The sequence below is a fragment of the Nostoc sp. genome, assembly GCF_036917155.1.
GTDB lineage: Bacteria > Cyanobacteriota > Cyanobacteriia > Cyanobacteriales > Nostocaceae > Nostoc.
The window spans coordinates 13,716-27,408 of record NZ_JBALDZ010000210.1; the positions used below are offsets into that span (position 1 = coordinate 13,716).

27 protein-coding genes are annotated in these 13,693 nt (G+C 44.6%); 24 read left to right on the forward strand and 3 right to left on the reverse strand.

Features of this window, described 5'->3' with window-relative positions:
- The first annotated feature begins 8 nt into the window (after positions 1-8).
- The 11 genes from V7K67_RS27055 (at position 9) to V7K67_RS27105 (ending at position 4,924) form a co-directional block, all read left to right on the forward strand.
- A complete protein-coding gene (locus V7K67_RS27055; protein WP_335169188.1) occupies positions 9-314 on the forward strand; it encodes a UPF0175 family protein in 306 nt (101 codons plus the stop codon).
- 205 nt (positions 315-519) lie between these two features.
- Positions 520-1,323 carry a phage tail fiber protein gene (locus V7K67_RS27060; protein WP_335169190.1) on the forward strand — a complete coding sequence of 268 codons (804 nt, stop codon included), beginning with the start codon at positions 520-522 and terminating at the stop codon, positions 1,321-1,323.
- A complete protein-coding gene (locus V7K67_RS27065; protein WP_335169191.1) occupies positions 1,323-2,021 on the forward strand; it encodes a hypothetical protein in 699 nt (232 codons plus the stop codon). The genes V7K67_RS27060 and V7K67_RS27065 overlap by 1 nt, the downstream gene beginning before the upstream one ends.
- 127 nt (positions 2,022-2,148) lie before the next feature.
- Complete coding sequence (locus V7K67_RS27070) at positions 2,149-2,451, forward strand: DUF6527 family protein (RefSeq protein ID WP_335169193.1); 303 nt, start codon at positions 2,149-2,151, stop codon at positions 2,449-2,451.
- Positions 2,452-2,525: 74 nt separating this feature from the next.
- Entirely contained in the window at positions 2,526-3,038 is a 513-nt protein-coding gene (locus V7K67_RS27075; protein ID WP_442943941.1) for a 3'-5' exoribonuclease, read from the forward strand.
- A 4-nt stretch (positions 3,039-3,042) separates the two neighbouring features.
- Positions 3,043-3,378: a hypothetical protein gene (locus V7K67_RS27080; RefSeq protein WP_335169194.1), complete on the forward strand. Its 336-nt coding sequence runs from the start codon at positions 3,043-3,045 to the stop codon at positions 3,376-3,378.
- A 26-nt stretch (positions 3,379-3,404) separates the two neighbouring features.
- The gene (locus tag V7K67_RS27085; RefSeq protein ID WP_335169196.1) at positions 3,405-3,647 is read left to right on the forward strand and encodes a hypothetical protein; all 243 of its coding nucleotides are present in this window, start codon (positions 3,405-3,407) and stop codon (positions 3,645-3,647) included.
- A gap of 6 nt (positions 3,648-3,653) precedes the next feature.
- Positions 3,654-3,938 (forward strand): hypothetical protein, encoded by a 285-nt coding sequence (locus V7K67_RS27090; RefSeq protein WP_335169198.1) that lies wholly within the window; start codon positions 3,654-3,656, stop codon positions 3,936-3,938.
- The gene (locus V7K67_RS27095; RefSeq protein WP_335169200.1) at positions 3,935-4,348 is read left to right on the forward strand and encodes a hypothetical protein; all 414 of its coding nucleotides are present in this window, start codon (positions 3,935-3,937) and stop codon (positions 4,346-4,348) included. Before V7K67_RS27090 ends, V7K67_RS27095 begins: the two co-directional genes overlap by 4 nt.
- On the forward strand, positions 4,348-4,548 hold the full coding sequence (locus V7K67_RS27100) for a hypothetical protein (protein ID WP_335169202.1): 201 nt from the start codon (positions 4,348-4,350) through the stop codon (positions 4,546-4,548). The genes V7K67_RS27095 and V7K67_RS27100 overlap by 1 nt, the downstream gene beginning before the upstream one ends.
- The gene (locus V7K67_RS27105; protein ID WP_335169204.1) at positions 4,535-4,924 is read left to right on the forward strand and encodes a hypothetical protein; all 390 of its coding nucleotides are present in this window, start codon (positions 4,535-4,537) and stop codon (positions 4,922-4,924) included. The genes V7K67_RS27100 and V7K67_RS27105 overlap by 14 nt, the downstream gene beginning before the upstream one ends.
- A 69-nt stretch (positions 4,925-4,993) precedes the next feature.
- Here the strand turns inward: V7K67_RS27105 and V7K67_RS27110 are convergent, their stop codons facing one another.
- Entirely contained in the window at positions 4,994-5,359 is a 366-nt protein-coding gene (locus tag V7K67_RS27110; RefSeq protein WP_335169206.1) for a hypothetical protein, read from the reverse strand.
- A gap of 55 nt (positions 5,360-5,414) precedes the next feature.
- On the opposite strand from V7K67_RS27110, the gene V7K67_RS27115 reads away from it, so the two are divergent.
- The 4 genes from V7K67_RS27115 (at position 5,415) to V7K67_RS27130 (ending at position 7,556) form a co-directional block, all read left to right on the forward strand.
- A complete protein-coding gene (locus tag V7K67_RS27115; protein WP_335169208.1) occupies positions 5,415-5,846 on the forward strand; it encodes a hypothetical protein in 432 nt (143 codons plus the stop codon).
- 23 nt (positions 5,847-5,869) lie between these two features.
- Positions 5,870-6,568, forward strand: coding sequence for a hypothetical protein (locus V7K67_RS27120; protein ID WP_335169210.1), 699 nt, complete (start codon positions 5,870-5,872; stop codon positions 6,566-6,568).
- Positions 6,569-6,679: 111 nt separating this feature from the next.
- Positions 6,680-6,952: a hypothetical protein gene (locus V7K67_RS27125; RefSeq protein ID WP_335169212.1), complete on the forward strand. Its 273-nt coding sequence runs from the start codon at positions 6,680-6,682 to the stop codon at positions 6,950-6,952.
- A 1-nt stretch (position 6,953) separates the two neighbouring features.
- Positions 6,954-7,556 (forward strand): hypothetical protein, encoded by a 603-nt coding sequence (locus tag V7K67_RS27130; RefSeq protein ID WP_335169214.1) that lies wholly within the window; start codon positions 6,954-6,956, stop codon positions 7,554-7,556.
- Positions 7,557-7,586: 30 nt separating this feature from the next.
- Here the strand turns inward: V7K67_RS27130 and V7K67_RS27135 are convergent, their stop codons facing one another.
- Positions 7,587-7,808 (reverse strand): hypothetical protein, encoded by a 222-nt coding sequence (locus tag V7K67_RS27135; protein WP_335169216.1) that lies wholly within the window; start codon positions 7,806-7,808, stop codon positions 7,587-7,589.
- A gap of 143 nt (positions 7,809-7,951) precedes the next feature.
- On the opposite strand from V7K67_RS27135, the gene V7K67_RS27140 reads away from it, so the two are divergent.
- Together V7K67_RS27140 and V7K67_RS27145 are read left to right on the forward strand one after the other, a co-directional pair.
- Complete coding sequence (locus V7K67_RS27140; RefSeq protein WP_335169218.1) at positions 7,952-8,140, forward strand: hypothetical protein; 189 nt, start codon at positions 7,952-7,954, stop codon at positions 8,138-8,140.
- Between the two features lie 58 nt (positions 8,141-8,198).
- A complete protein-coding gene (locus V7K67_RS27145; RefSeq protein ID WP_335169220.1) occupies positions 8,199-8,516 on the forward strand; it encodes a hypothetical protein in 318 nt (105 codons plus the stop codon).
- A gap of 386 nt (positions 8,517-8,902) precedes the next feature.
- On the opposite strand, the gene V7K67_RS27150 is transcribed toward V7K67_RS27145, so the two are convergent.
- Positions 8,903-9,190 (reverse strand): hypothetical protein, encoded by a 288-nt coding sequence (locus tag V7K67_RS27150; protein WP_335169222.1) that lies wholly within the window; start codon positions 9,188-9,190, stop codon positions 8,903-8,905.
- A 160-nt stretch (positions 9,191-9,350) separates the two neighbouring features.
- Between V7K67_RS27150 and V7K67_RS27155 the strand changes: the two genes are divergently transcribed.
- The 7 genes from V7K67_RS27155 to V7K67_RS27185 all read left to right on the forward strand — a co-directional run bounded on the left by V7K67_RS27155 (position 9,351) and on the right by V7K67_RS27185 (position 13,691).
- On the forward strand, positions 9,351-9,653 hold the full coding sequence (locus V7K67_RS27155) for a hypothetical protein (protein ID WP_335169223.1): 303 nt from the start codon (positions 9,351-9,353) through the stop codon (positions 9,651-9,653).
- Positions 9,654-9,734: 81 nt separating this feature from the next.
- Positions 9,735-10,076: a hypothetical protein gene (locus V7K67_RS27160; protein WP_335169225.1), complete on the forward strand. Its 342-nt coding sequence runs from the start codon at positions 9,735-9,737 to the stop codon at positions 10,074-10,076.
- A complete protein-coding gene (locus V7K67_RS27165) occupies positions 10,066-10,410 on the forward strand; it encodes a hypothetical protein (protein WP_335169227.1) in 345 nt (114 codons plus the stop codon). Before V7K67_RS27160 ends, V7K67_RS27165 begins: the two co-directional genes overlap by 11 nt.
- A gap of 123 nt (positions 10,411-10,533) precedes the next feature.
- A complete protein-coding gene (locus V7K67_RS27170) occupies positions 10,534-10,740 on the forward strand; it encodes a hypothetical protein (RefSeq protein WP_335169229.1) in 207 nt (68 codons plus the stop codon).
- A gap of 2 nt (positions 10,741-10,742) precedes the next feature.
- Positions 10,743-11,558 carry a hypothetical protein gene (locus V7K67_RS27175; RefSeq protein ID WP_335169230.1) on the forward strand — a complete coding sequence of 272 codons (816 nt, stop codon included), beginning with the start codon at positions 10,743-10,745 and terminating at the stop codon, positions 11,556-11,558.
- 3 nt (positions 11,559-11,561) lie between these two features.
- On the forward strand, positions 11,562-11,948 hold the full coding sequence (locus V7K67_RS27180; protein ID WP_335169232.1) for a hypothetical protein: 387 nt from the start codon (positions 11,562-11,564) through the stop codon (positions 11,946-11,948).
- Positions 11,949-11,954: 6 nt separating this feature from the next.
- On the forward strand, positions 11,955-13,691 hold the full coding sequence (locus V7K67_RS27185; RefSeq protein ID WP_335169234.1) for a hypothetical protein: 1,737 nt from the start codon (positions 11,955-11,957) through the stop codon (positions 13,689-13,691).
- Positions 13,692-13,693: the final 2 nt, after the last annotated feature.

Below are 13,693 nucleotides of genomic sequence, written 5' to 3' on the forward strand. Positions count from 1 at the left end.
ATTAAATTATGATGCTTCATCTTTCCACAGCCAAATACCTGAGTCTAGTCTCATACAAAACCTATATCAACCCTGGCGATGGCATTCCAGGCGAGGGCTATACCCCAACAGAAGCTATCAGAAATTGGGTGGATAATTGCGATAAATGGATTAAGCAGTATGAAGAACGGCAGATTTCTTTAGGCAAGTTTGCAGAGCTTCTTGGACTCTCAATTGAAGAAGCTAAACAGATGCTTGGGGCAGAAAATATAGAACTCGATCTGGGGATTTCGAGCGAGGCAGACCTAGAAGAGGATGCAAAAAATGCTCAATGATTTCTTATTGTCATTTTTTTTAATCCCAAACAAAAGATTGCCGGACTGGTTCAATTTTTGTCTTGAGATAGTGGCTTTTCTTAATTACTGTATAGCCTTTCTGATGATTGTTGCTTTAATTAAGGAATTACTGAAATACTTTTCAAGACTTTAAAATCTAAAAAGGGAACCAAGAAGAGTGAAGTACATGCCAAGAAATTAACTCATGTCAGGTTCCCTCAGCGATTTTTGCGAAGCACAGCTACTTAATCAGCTATTCGGTGGCATACCTTATAGCACACCCAACATTCTGTATTTCGGTTACATGGTCGGCGTGGCTAGCGAGACTGGCCCCGGCGCTGAACCCAATTCAGGCGGATACCAACGCATTGCCGTTACCAACAACACCACAAACTTTGCCGTCACAGCCAACCAAATCAAGACCAACGCCACAGAGATTCAGTTTGTCGAAGCAACTTCCAATCATGGATTAGTACAAGCGATCGGTATTTTTGATTCTCCCACCAGTGGCAATATGCTGGTGTATTTTCCGTTGAGCAACCCTATTAACATCACCGTTGGGGATGCAATGCGAATTCCGGTTGGTTCCCTAACGGTGCAGTTTGCGACAGGAGGACTGAGTAATTATGTGAAGAATGCACTGCTCAACCAATTATTTGGTGATGTGCCATTTAATGTGATTACAAGCCTGTACGTCGCCTACGCCACCAGCACCCCTACGGATGCTTTGCCTGGAACGGAACCCAGTGGCAATGGCTACGCACGAGTGAGTGTAACCAACAATACTAACAACTTTCCCATCGCCACCTTGGGATCTAAAACCAACGCCACAGAAATTGATTTTGGAGAAGCAACAGGCTCTCAGGGCACTGCCACATTTGTGCAATTATTTGATGCAGCAAGCGGCGGCAACTACCTTGGGAGTTACGCTTTATCGGCAAGTCAGGTAATTAGCGCTGGCACAATCCCCGCCATCCCAGTCAATACTCTCACCATAACTCTTGACTAATGGCACAGCTAAATTTTCCCGCAGGCGCGATCGCCTCTGCCACCACCGCCAACATTAGTGCAATCAAAATTCGCAAGGATTTCGGTAGATCTGGCATAATTGCCACGACTTCAATGGCGAGTGTGGGGTCATTGGGCAAAAAGCGCTCAGTCAAGCCCAATGCGATCCCCTTCACCTCCAATTTATCCGGCAAACTCTTGCGGAAGTTGCATTTTCCCAGTGGGGCGATCGCTTCTGTCACCCAATCTCAAGTAAAATTCTTCCTGAATGTTTCTCCGGCAGCCCCTCCTAAGGGCTGGCTGCATCTGGCAGACTTAAGTACTCTGTTGCATCCTGGTACGAGGCCACCTGAATTCAGTGGTTCTAGGTTGGTGAATGGAGATTTAACCCCTATCTCATTCAAGATTGAGGGTCAAAAACTCGAAGGACTAAACGCTGAATTTACCGCCAAGCGTAAAGACGACCTGACTGCTTCGCCAATTGTTAAAACTGGTGCAGCCGTTCATCAAACCGCGCCAGTTTTGGACAATCAAACCCAGATTGAAACCATGATGGGTAGCTTTTCAATTGAACCTGCGGACACACAGAATTTTCCTGATTCAGAAGTCGAGTTGAGTTACACACTCAAATTCAGCGATGGATTGGGGAGAGTTTACACTGTGGTATCAGGAAGTTTCACTGTTTATTCTGCGGGTTAATATGAACGACGAAGATTTAAAAATCTTGCTGCGGTTATTTGGATGGACTTTGTATAAAGACTCAATCTGGTTGTCTATTTCTCATAAATCATGGGGATATAGAAAGCTAATTTTTCGGTCTAGATAGATGAGTAAATTACTTCCGATTGAAGAGGAAGGGCAAATTGTTGGCTACCTCTTTGACTGCCCTGGATGCGGTAACTGCCACGCTCCTTACATCCGCCCCTTTAAAAACGGGGTGGGTGCAAGCTGGACTTTCAACGGAGATTTGGACAAGCCAACTTTTCAGCCAAGTATCTTGGCTAGGGTTGAGCGAACAGACGGGAAAGTAATGGTCTGTCACAGCTTTGTCACTGATGGGAAAATTCAATTCCTTGGTGACTGCACTCATAAGTTAGTAGGTCAAACTGTTGATATACCTGAACAATAACTAGCATTGGAGGTGTTACCATTAAATACTTCATAGACTCAGAATTCATTGAGGATGGCTCCACAATAGAACTTATTTCTATTGGTATTGTGGCTGAAGATGGGCGTGAATTTTATGCAATCAACTGGAACTGCGATTTTACCAAAGCCAATGATTGGGTTAAGGCAAATGTGTTACCTCATCTTCCTTTTTGTCCTATTGATAGACCTGCTAAGGGGCAAGGTTTGTGGCAATCAAGAAGTGATATAAAAAATGCGATCGCGTCTTTTGTAGGATGTGAATATAAAGGAGGGAAATCGCCTCACTACGCCCTCAAAGAAGGTATTCAGAAGCCCGAATTTTGGACATATTATGGAAGCTACGATTGGGTAGTCTTCTGTCAATTATTTGGAGCGATGATAGACCTTCCCAAGGGCTTGCCAATGTACACCAATGATATCAAGCAGTGGTGCAAGCAACTAGGTGATCCAGAGCTACCAAAACAAGGTAAGGGCGAACACAATGCACTCGCCGATGCACATTGGAACAAGCAAGCTTGGGAATTTTTGAGAACCTTTGAAGAAGATTGTGTAGTTGAAAGAGGTTAATTGTATGACGCAAGATTCGGATCAACTTATAATTATCAACCAGAATTGGACAAATGATGATGGAACTCATGATGGCGGAGTTTCTACAGGTACAGGCTTCACAATTTCATGGCAAAGAGGCCCGATAAATATTGCTGGAAGAAACGGAGCCTTTTTGATTGAAGTCTTAGAGGCTTGCTTTAGTCAATTGGAATATTTTCAAAATTCAGGTTATAAATCCCAAGAAAATATTGATGCTCTGAACTATTTAGACAAATGTATCGAACGCCTTAAATCACGAAGAGAACGTAGAGCTTCTGTTGGAACTCTTGGAACTCATCAGCCGGATCAGTCAAAATAATGTCCTCTTACTCGGCAGGCTAAATCATGCCCACGATTTGGAATGCAACACAGTCAGAATTACCTCAACCATCAAGCATCGTAATCCTTGATAGCCTTGAAAATCGGATATTTGCTAAATTTGAGCAAGAATATTGGCTGTTGGATGTATCGCCCATAAGTAAGTCAATCCGTTGCGATCTTGACTGTTTCCCCTTGTGGAGATACCCAACATATCAAGAATTACGCGATTTTGAATCTTTGAAACTTCATAATCAACTGGCAAAATAGATAATTATGCCTAACTCACTAGAACTAGCTAAAATTGCATACCACGCTTACGGGCAAACAACAGATTTCAAAAATTACCAAGGACTGCCTATGTCTGAGTGGGAGAATCTACCTGAAAAAATTCAGCAAGCTTGGATAGCAGCATCACAGGCAATATCCAGTGAATTTTATTTGGTGCTTGGTAAAGCTGTGCTTAACAATGAAGTGCTGAGGAATGCAATTTTAAGTCAGCTTCCGCATCAGTCAGCTTTGAGGGAAACGATTCTAAACCAACTTCCTCCTCAATCATGACATCTCCCTTCTCAGGATTTGACAACACCATTCTTACCTTCCAGATTGCCGATCGCACCTACACAATTAACGCAGTCGGCAACCGCTCCCCTAACTACCAAGCTCTGATAATTAAAGCTCTCCTCAAACCTCCAACAGATTACAGCACAATCTCGCGCTATGCCGACGAAATTCAGCAATTCGCTGGCGCTGATGGCCATGCGGTGCTGCTTGAAGGGTATTTAGTCGAGCCGCAAGCTTATCCCCAAGGGATTGAATTTTTGATGGAAGCTGACATTGAAATAACTGTGGCTATTGGTAAACAAGAAACGGGGAGATTTAAGCTTTTACCAGTAGTTCAATCCCCTTATATAGTGGCGATGGGGATTGATGCGATTACGCCAATTCGGGGAGTGTTTAGGAGGAATTGATGAAAAATTACGACGGGAGTGCTGACACAATTGGTTTTGGTAAATGGCTTAGACAATTGAGTTTAGGCGATCGCTTTACAGTTACCAATATTCCCTATGAATTAGGAGAAATACCTTTCGTTGCCATAATGCACGGTATTGTCCTCACGGACAACAAAGACTCTAGCTTTACTGTTGGCAAACAATATGGGAAAAATTAGTATCGATCTAAACAAGCTAGACTCCGTTATCAACCGCGCTTTTGATGTGGTGGTAGAAGTACAAGGAGAGGCGTTTCAAAATGCACTCTTATCCGACATCTGGGAATGGCCGCGTGAAACATTCCGCCAAAATAAAGACTTGGTGGGCAGTCCGCGTGATATTTATGATACTGGTGAACTCTACGATTCTCTGGTGATCAGCCGTACCGCTAACGCCGCAGAGTACACATGGGAGGCTGATTATGCTGCGATCGTTCATGATGGCGCAACCACCAAAAACGGCACGGAATTACCTGCAAGACCCTGGACTCATGTTGGATTAGAAGAGTGTAACGCAACAGAGATTATGCAGCAGCAACTCAACAAATATCTGTGAAAAGATATTTGAGGATTTGTGGGAGCAGATGCGCTTTGATTATCAGGAGCGCACCTCCTGAAAAATTTTTCATCTTCTTACTCCAGGCAAGCCACTCTTGACTCGATAGCGCTGTTCGACTAACGGAATTAGGAATAGCGTATCAAGCACATATCCCTGGATTATCAAATTATCAACAGTCCCAGCTATTTCAATCTGGCGATCGCTATTCAATAAATGGGTGACGTGAAGTTGATACGTTACATCAAATTCTTCCCCATTGTGACGATTCCAGGCATGATGCCTCCATTGTTCATCATTCCAAGCATATCCTTCAACATACTCGACACAAGGATGCATCTTTGCAACAAAAATTGCATTATCAAAACAGCATCCAGGGCGAATAAAGTTATTCCAATCTTTACGCCATAGAATAACTTCAGATACTTCTTTCATGTTATCAAAACTCTAATTATGGGCATATTGTGAGTAGATTTTATTTAAAACTATCATGATTGATGCTCTTGTTTTACGAAACGACATCTTGGCAATATTAGCCAATAAACTAGGCACTTATACATTTCCTAATAACAGTGGTATTGCTCCATCGATCGCCTGCCTCCCCGACCCGGATCAAGGCTGGAATTACCCAGAAAACGGTACAAAAACTTCAGGATTAGAAGTGGTAATTAAGCAGCCATATCCTGATATGCAATCAAATATTGGGGGCGATCGCACCTCAATAAGTACATGGGAAATCCACCTAAAGCAATGGGATACAAATCAAAGTCTGGTGGAAGTAATCGGGTTATTGAGTGGCGACTTACCTGGCTATTATTTAATAGAGAGGGTTAGCACAATGCCCTCCAACGATAAATTGCTAACCGTGGAACAATGTAAAATTTTCTTGAAAGATTGGACAGTCGTTACGAGGGAACTCTGACTCCGATTTAATCGGAGATTCAGATGAGCAAGACTTTCCAAGTCGGTGCGGGTAATAAGGTAAAGCTGTGTGTAGCTTTATTGCCACTGGGCGATCGCACCGAACCAATTGACGTAACAATTACCGCAGGCAGTGGTATTACTAGTGGTGCAGCTAGCATTACCGTAACTGCCTTAACAGGCCCTATTGCTGGTGGCACACCTCTAGATTTCACCAACGGCACAGCAACAGTTACCGTTTACTTAGCAGCAGATGCCAAAACAGACGACACCACCCTCACGATTGAAGCTGCTGCGGCTGCGTTAACAGGCAGTTCGACTGCGACTTACACAGCGAAATTGCGGCTACTTGGCGGTACTCAGTTGAGTGCGAAACTTAATAGCGATCGGGCTGACGTGTTGGTTTTTGAAGACCTACTTGGCTACAAAGATGGGGCGATTACAGGGCAATCTTGGGAACTTCCTTGGACGGCGAATTTACTTTCCAGCGATGAAGCTTTCCGGCGCGTTTTCTACGCTGCAAGCAACGCCGTTTCAGGGCGTGAGGTTTATGTTTGGCAGCAAGATCCACCGCCCGCAGGTTACGCAGTTGGCGATGGTTTAAAAGGCGCTGCGGTTGTGATGAACTTAGACAAGTCACTCGAATCGAGTGCCATCTGCAAAGTGTCTCTAAGCTTTATGGGACAGGGTTCACCAACAATTACAAGATATTCACTGACCTAGTGCGATCGCAAGAACGATTCTGCACGAAATCCAACACCGCGTTTACCCAATGCGGTGTTTCTTTTTCGGTTAGCGGGAATTTTGAGCTAGTACACTACCTTGCCTTCATCAATGGCTATCACTCCACCAAAAAACGATTCTCGCCTTGGCAAGGGTTACTCTTACCTCTTCGCGCTTTTCCTGACCGCCCTATTGGGAAGTCAATCTGTGGATATTTCCTTAAAATTTGACAATTCTGGGTTGAAGAAATTTGACATCGCCTCCCGTGAACTAAACGCCCAAATCTTCTATCCCTGTGTTGTTTTGATAGCTGGGATTTTGGGACTTCCCACAGATGCTCTTGCTCTAGCTTTTGGACACTTTTTGACCAAGGGGCGAGAGTAATGTGGGATGGATTGAAAAATTACAACGATGGATCGCTCGATTATTCAAAGGCAAGAAAAAACGTCGTAGTTCCCCAAAAATTATCAAGCGCTGGTACGGGAAACATTGCGCCGTTTTGCGAATTGAAAGAAAGACCCCAGGGGGACTTAGCACCTACCGCATCACCTCAATATACGGCGAGTGCGATTATCTGCTCACACTGGATTACTTGCCCGATTTACAAGCAGAAATGGCTGGGGAATTCAACGGCACCCCTTTCAGACTGCGATCGCACTCTCATCCATACAATTCTGCACTTACGCACCGTTTTGCAGTCTGGCGCGTTTTTCGCAATGGCAGTAGCACTCCTATTGGTATTTGGGATTGCGACTTGGAAGGATTTACCCAAAGTTTTGCACAACGACAACTCGCACCCCGTCGCGCAGTCGCAGGTGTGGCGTTAGCACCGCTCTCGCTTATTCACATTCCGAAAAATCCCAAGCTTTCATGGCAAAACCAGATGGAGCATATTGACTGGCTTTTACTTTTAGAACAGAGGATTAGGGGAGAGCTTGTCATACCAAACCACAATTTGAAGGCAAGAGCTATTTTACAAGAGCCATAGTTGGAAAATTTTTCAGGAGGGGCGATCACATCAATGCTCATCAATCAAATCTTGCTTCACTGCCTCACAAATCACTCGCCGTAGGTATTTCACCCTCTCTTCTTGTGGAAGTGCGTGCAGTGCATCATGAATGCTTTGCGGCAACTTCAAGCCTGTTACCTTCTTCGATAACGGCTCTGTTAATTCCTCATCGTAGACCTTAAATTGCTGCTTTTTGAAACCTTCTGATTGTACTGGCGTGGGATTGGTCATGCTGCTATTCCTGGAAAACCAGAGGATAATCTCATAATAATCCCAAAAAATAATCTATGTCAATCGTTGACATTCCCGGTTAACCAGGTTAATATAGATTCACAAGGGACAAAAACACTACCCCTTGCCAGGAGGTGAAATGATTGACTAAATCCAATGGTGGCTCAAAAAAGCCCAATCCTGAAGACCTAGAGGTTTACGAACCTGCTTCAGTACAAGACGAAAAGGTTGGTTATTACAAAACTGACCTAAAAGGTGAGGAGGGAGAGTTGATTGACGAAGATGAACTCCCCCCTGAGCTAAAAGAGCCGGAACAAGATGAGTCAGCGTAATAGCTGATTCTCTCCCCCAAGTCCTCACTTGGGGGTTTCTTGATTAAGATTATAGCGTATGAGTACAGACACGAATGTTTATCATCCCGATTACTATCGAGTTCTTGAACGTCGGGATGGGAAGTGGTTTTTAAAACTTGGCGAGTTATTCTACTCGAAGTTGCCATTTGCTGTTGACATGAATGATTTTAAATTGCTGTACGGAATATCCAAGCAACAAGTAGCTATTGAATTATTCCGCATCAACGGTGGGATATCTGGCTATTACTTGGCGGATCTCCGTCAGAAAAAATACTACTACTGCGGGGCTGAGGTGGAGGGAGTGAAAACGAAGTTGCGATCGCTTGGCATTGGACGCGAAGATCCAATGGATTAGGCGATCATTTCTAGTAAATCATCCTGAAAAATTCTTCAGGATGATTTATGCTGTGTTGTATTTTGCGTTTTTATGAAAATCGATTAGCACCCAACACTTTAGAAAGCCCTGCTCGAAGATTTTCTGCTTCTTTACCAACAAAACTCTGAGACTCTGGCCAAGTGCTTCCCTGATTTGCTCTTGACACCTGGAAATAGACTCTTACTCCGCTTTCTTCAACGAAGTTCGAGGGAAGAAGGAAGACCGAAGTTGGATGACTTCTTCCATCGAACTTCGTTAAACGCTTGAAAGACGCGGCAACGGAATTGTCTCGCGTTTCTAAAAATTGATAACCAGGATTAACTACAAAACCCTCCTGAAAAATTTTTCAGGAGGGTTTTGACTGCTCATTCACCAGACTTACTGACTTTACTACGCAAGCTCCGGTTGACCAGTCGCTTGTTACTACCCTCTGCATACGCGTTAAAACCCAATACCCAAACAACTCTGTGTAGCTCTGCTGGTTTCCATCCCTCAGAGGCAGCTAAATCAAGTATTTGCTGAAGAAGTTCCTCTGGTACAGCAAAAGTTATTTTGACCATATTGGGCGCACTCGTTTCTGGCATGATATCCACTTCATATACGGCTGGTTGTTCCATAATTTTCGCCTTAGTGGTAGCTACTTGGTAGGTCAATTCAAAATTTAGTTGATCATAGAGCTATCTAGTGACTATCACTAAGGGAACTTTATTGTACAATGCTTACAAAAGTTAAAGCGATCGCAGTTCCATCAAGATATGCGATCGCTCCCACCTTTCGGCAGTTCCCCCAATAGCGCTTGGAGGCAAAATTATCATGACACAAATCAAGAGCATTCAGAGTTCACCATTTCTTCCATCAGCTAGTTCTAGTAACCAGCAGAAGTTAGAAAAGATAGCACAGGATTTAATGAATCAAGCGGGCTTGGCAGGAAGATTTTATCCAAGAGAGCGCGATTTTGTGATGGCTGCATCACGCCTGGTTGTAAAAATAATTGAGAATTTCTATAGTCCTTCTGGTGGTCAGCCGCCTGCATTAAGCACAGTGAGAGCATGGTTCTATCGAGATTGCCCTGACTGGGCGATCGCAGTCCTAGCAAATCAGATTCAGCAAAAATAACTGTGGGATTTCCCACAAACCTATAGCGCTCAATGAGCGCTTTTTTTATTGTTAAAGGCGTGAGCAGATCGTGAGCGATTCATGAACACAACCATGAGCAGATCGTGGTCTGACATTTACAAAACAGAGTGGGCTTTTAAAAGGCTTGATGATGTACTTCCCAATACAACTATTGAACTTTCAAGAAAAGATGTAGTTCGAGAGTTTTACGGAGGAGCAGACAGCACGCTAAGGAGGGACTTATTATGCCTTGTGCCAATGAAAGTTAGACCACTTGGATTTGACTTCATCCCTCAAGATGAAAGCTTTAGTAGAAGCTCTATCGAGGTACTTTTTGAGTTTAGAAAACTGGTCAAAAAATACCAGTATGAAACAGCTGTTCGATTAATTCACCAAACAATGGAGAGGATACATGGGATATAAGAATGCACAACAGGCTGCTAAAGGTACTACCAAACCTGCCGAAACTCGCTCTGAAGAGACAGGGCAAGAAGCCGGATTTCAGATGGACGACCAATTTGAAGCCTTTGATGCAGCGGTTGCTGACAGCATCGTTGATCTGCGCGGCGCTCGGATTATGCAGCGAGTCCTGACCCGTATCGGTAGTGGAGATATGGGCAAAATCGCTCCATTGATGTTCAAGTCCTTTGAACAGGGGACAATGGCCGCTTTGGGGGAGCAAGCGAAACAGTTGACAGAGTGGCACGAGAAACCAGTGAAAGTGCTACAGCCAGCCGCCAAGTCGAACGCATCGTGACGTTATTTTATATGCGAAAAATTAACAGGATTGCTGACCTTGCGCTTTGGATCTTGGTTGTTTTGGGGATTATTGGGGGGGGACTTTCTGCCTATGTAATTAGTAGTTTTTTGGCTGGGGGTAATGGAACAGAAGCAACAATTCAGCCTGTTCGACCTGTTTATTCTGGTGGCGATCGCAGTGGCGATCGTCTTTCTCTGGACGGAAAACTCTCGACTGAAGCAGGAAATTCAAAACAAGGAATCAGATAATGCTGCCTGTGTCTCAAACATAGAGCGCCAGAAGGCAGAATCAGAAGGTTTAATCAAAGGCGTTTTATTAAGGAGGTGAAAGTGGCAGATAAAAAAACATTCGCTTCAGCCTTTGCAAGTGCCTTGGTCAAGGTTAAAAATGGTCAAAATTCGTCAGTGGCGGACAGCCCTGACACCTCGAAAAGCCCTACTGACAGGGCTAATACTCCCATCGCCCCGTCAGTGACTGGACTGATAAAATCCTTCGATTCAGCGCCCGAAATGCAGGGATTGCTGAATAGCTATTTTGGGATTGGGGACTTTTTGACGACGCTGCCAGGTATGACACCGAATGAAATAGGTCAGATGGCTGACCAGCTAGATCAGCTAAATTTCCTTCTGGATAATTTGCCTGCAATTGAGCAAAATCTGACAAGCTATATCGGTGGGATAGTTAAATATCACGAATTCGTGAATCGCTGCGTCAAACAAGGCGTTGCAGGCATTGAGAAAGTAGATCAGTCTGTTTTGGATATCTTCGTTGCCCACAAGGGGCATTTAGGAAATCAAAAGAAACTTGCCGCCGATAGCAGGACGGCTGTTGAGCAAATTGAGAATGAAGTTAGCAGCCACATTGAACTGCAAGAACACAAACTACAAGAGGCTTTGAAACGGGCTGCTAAAAAGCTCAAAGCTGATAAGCAGAAAGAGACAGCCAAAGCTGAAACCGAACCCAATGAAAAACCTGTGGAAATGGTTGCGGTGTTGGACACCAGGGCCAGGCTGAAACGGCTGATGCAGTACGGCACAACTAGCCCGAAAGCATTCGCCCCAACCAAGTCGGCAGCTGTACCCGAAAGCGGGATGAAAAATGGAACGGCTGCCAACTCGGTTTTTGAATTCTTGTCAGGTAGATAGTCAATGGCGAAGATATCAAAGCGTCTCAAAATGATGAAGCTTGTGCATTTTGGCAGCGCTTATGGATTTTGGTTTGCATTGGGTGTAAGCGCTGCCCACTTCTCCCGCCTGCTGGTGGGTGGCTGGATTATCTACATTGCCTTGAAACTATCGATCGCCGGCTGGCTGCTGTTAATCCCGCCCGAAGATGCGTCCCAAGAAACGTTGATGTTGCGGCGGTTGAGCGGGTTGGCGATGGCACTCTCCATCGCCGCATTTTGGGATGTGTTGTTCATGATCTTGAACAACCCAATTACGTTAGGGAGTTTGATTCTCCCGACATGGCAAGTTGGCTTTATTGGATTGGGTGTCTTGATAGCGATGATGATGCTGTTGGTATTTGTGAAGTAATAATTTATGCGGCACTTGCTTTATGCTCCCGCTAGTACGGGACTTTTTATTTGTGGAGCGATCGCAGCGATCGGTAGCTTGTCAGGGTATTTCAACTCCAGAGTTGAATATTGTGACACAGCAACAAACCCCTGTACCAGAGTTGCGATTTCTGTAGATGTCGCACCTCCCAGGACAGCACAAGATGTAGTTGTGCTGCCAGGGAATGGCAAAATGCGGTTGACACTTGGATTAATAGCAATGGTGCTTTTGGCTGGGGGCTATGTTGTCTCTGGGCTAGAAGTTGAAGGGCTGAGTGCGAAAGCAAAACAGGAAGAAACCGACGCTTTCTTAGAGGAAAAACGACAGGAAATTGTCGCCGAGGAGGAAGAAAAGAAGCTGATTTTGGCATCAGACATCCGATTCAAAGATTTTGAACAGCAGTTACTTGACGGGTATGCCATGCTACTGCTGGAAAACAATCCTGAACTAGCAGAGCAGATTTTGGTAGATTTACCCACTGTCCAAATTGAGGCTCAGGCTGTCGAGTCCACTCCAACAATAACTTCGGCGGCTACTCCCGTTGATTCTTTTTCGTCTTCGTCCGATTCGGGTGATGAGAATTCTCCCATAGTGGTAGACAGTACAGCATTGAGAACGCTAGTTGCGGCTGGTGAAAGAGCAATCGACGGACTGATTGATACAAGTCAAAGTCTAATTTTTTTGGGAACACCGGGGGCGGGTAAATCGGTATCGCTGGGAATTGTCCTTGGACGGAAGAAAAAACGATTTGGCGATCGCGTTCAACTGTATGCGATCGCGATGAAAAACGACGGCTTTTCTGGGGCCGAAGTCGGGCGGTTAAATGCAGATTCCAACGTCTGTTATGAGATTTTACTTAAAGTCATTACCGAGCTTCGCATTCGGGCCGGAATGCCCAAATCAGAGAGAGAGGAGTATTGCGAAAGAACTCCAGTAATTCTGATCCTGGATGATTTCATGTCTCAGCAGAAGTTGCTAAGTTCATCGTTGAGTAAAAAAATTGTCCGCTATCCTGAAGAGTCTGGAGCATTTCAGAAAATCTCTTTGGGCGATGCTTTTAATGCGGCGATGGCGGAGATTGTTTTTAACGGTCGAGAGTTAAATGTTGCTGGTTATGTCGGAACGCAATCGAGCAACATTGAAGACTTGAAATTCTTGTCCTCGAAGGGGGGGCGGGCAGGCGTAATTCTGATGTATCAAGCATTCAGAAACGTCAACAAGAACCAAGGCAATTATGAAATTATTAGTCAGGCGATTGGCAACCAGCACGTCATCGCTGATGCCAAAGAACGGGAACGGATGCGAGATGTTTTTCCTCAAGCTAGAGCTTTGTCTGTGCAAGAGCAGCGCCCGATGGTGCTGTCATCGAATGCTGATACAGGGGAATTCATTCTTGGTATTGTCCCCGATTTGCGATCTGAATATAAGGAGTATGAGCGGCTATTTAACAGTGAAGAAATTGATACTGATTTTGCTTGGACAATTCGCAAAGTCAGTGAATTTTATCCCGATACAACAGCAGAGACTTTATTCAGTGAAATTCGCAATCTAGTACAGGACGGCGTGTCGCAGCGGGAAATTATCAGGAGCATTTTGAAGTGCGGGGAGAACAAGCAGCATCCCACGCGATCGTACTCAGTTCACGGGAAAACGTTGTTTCGTTGGCTGGTTGATAACTACGACAATGGCGAGTTGGCGGCAATGCTAGGCGAGGGAGATTAGTA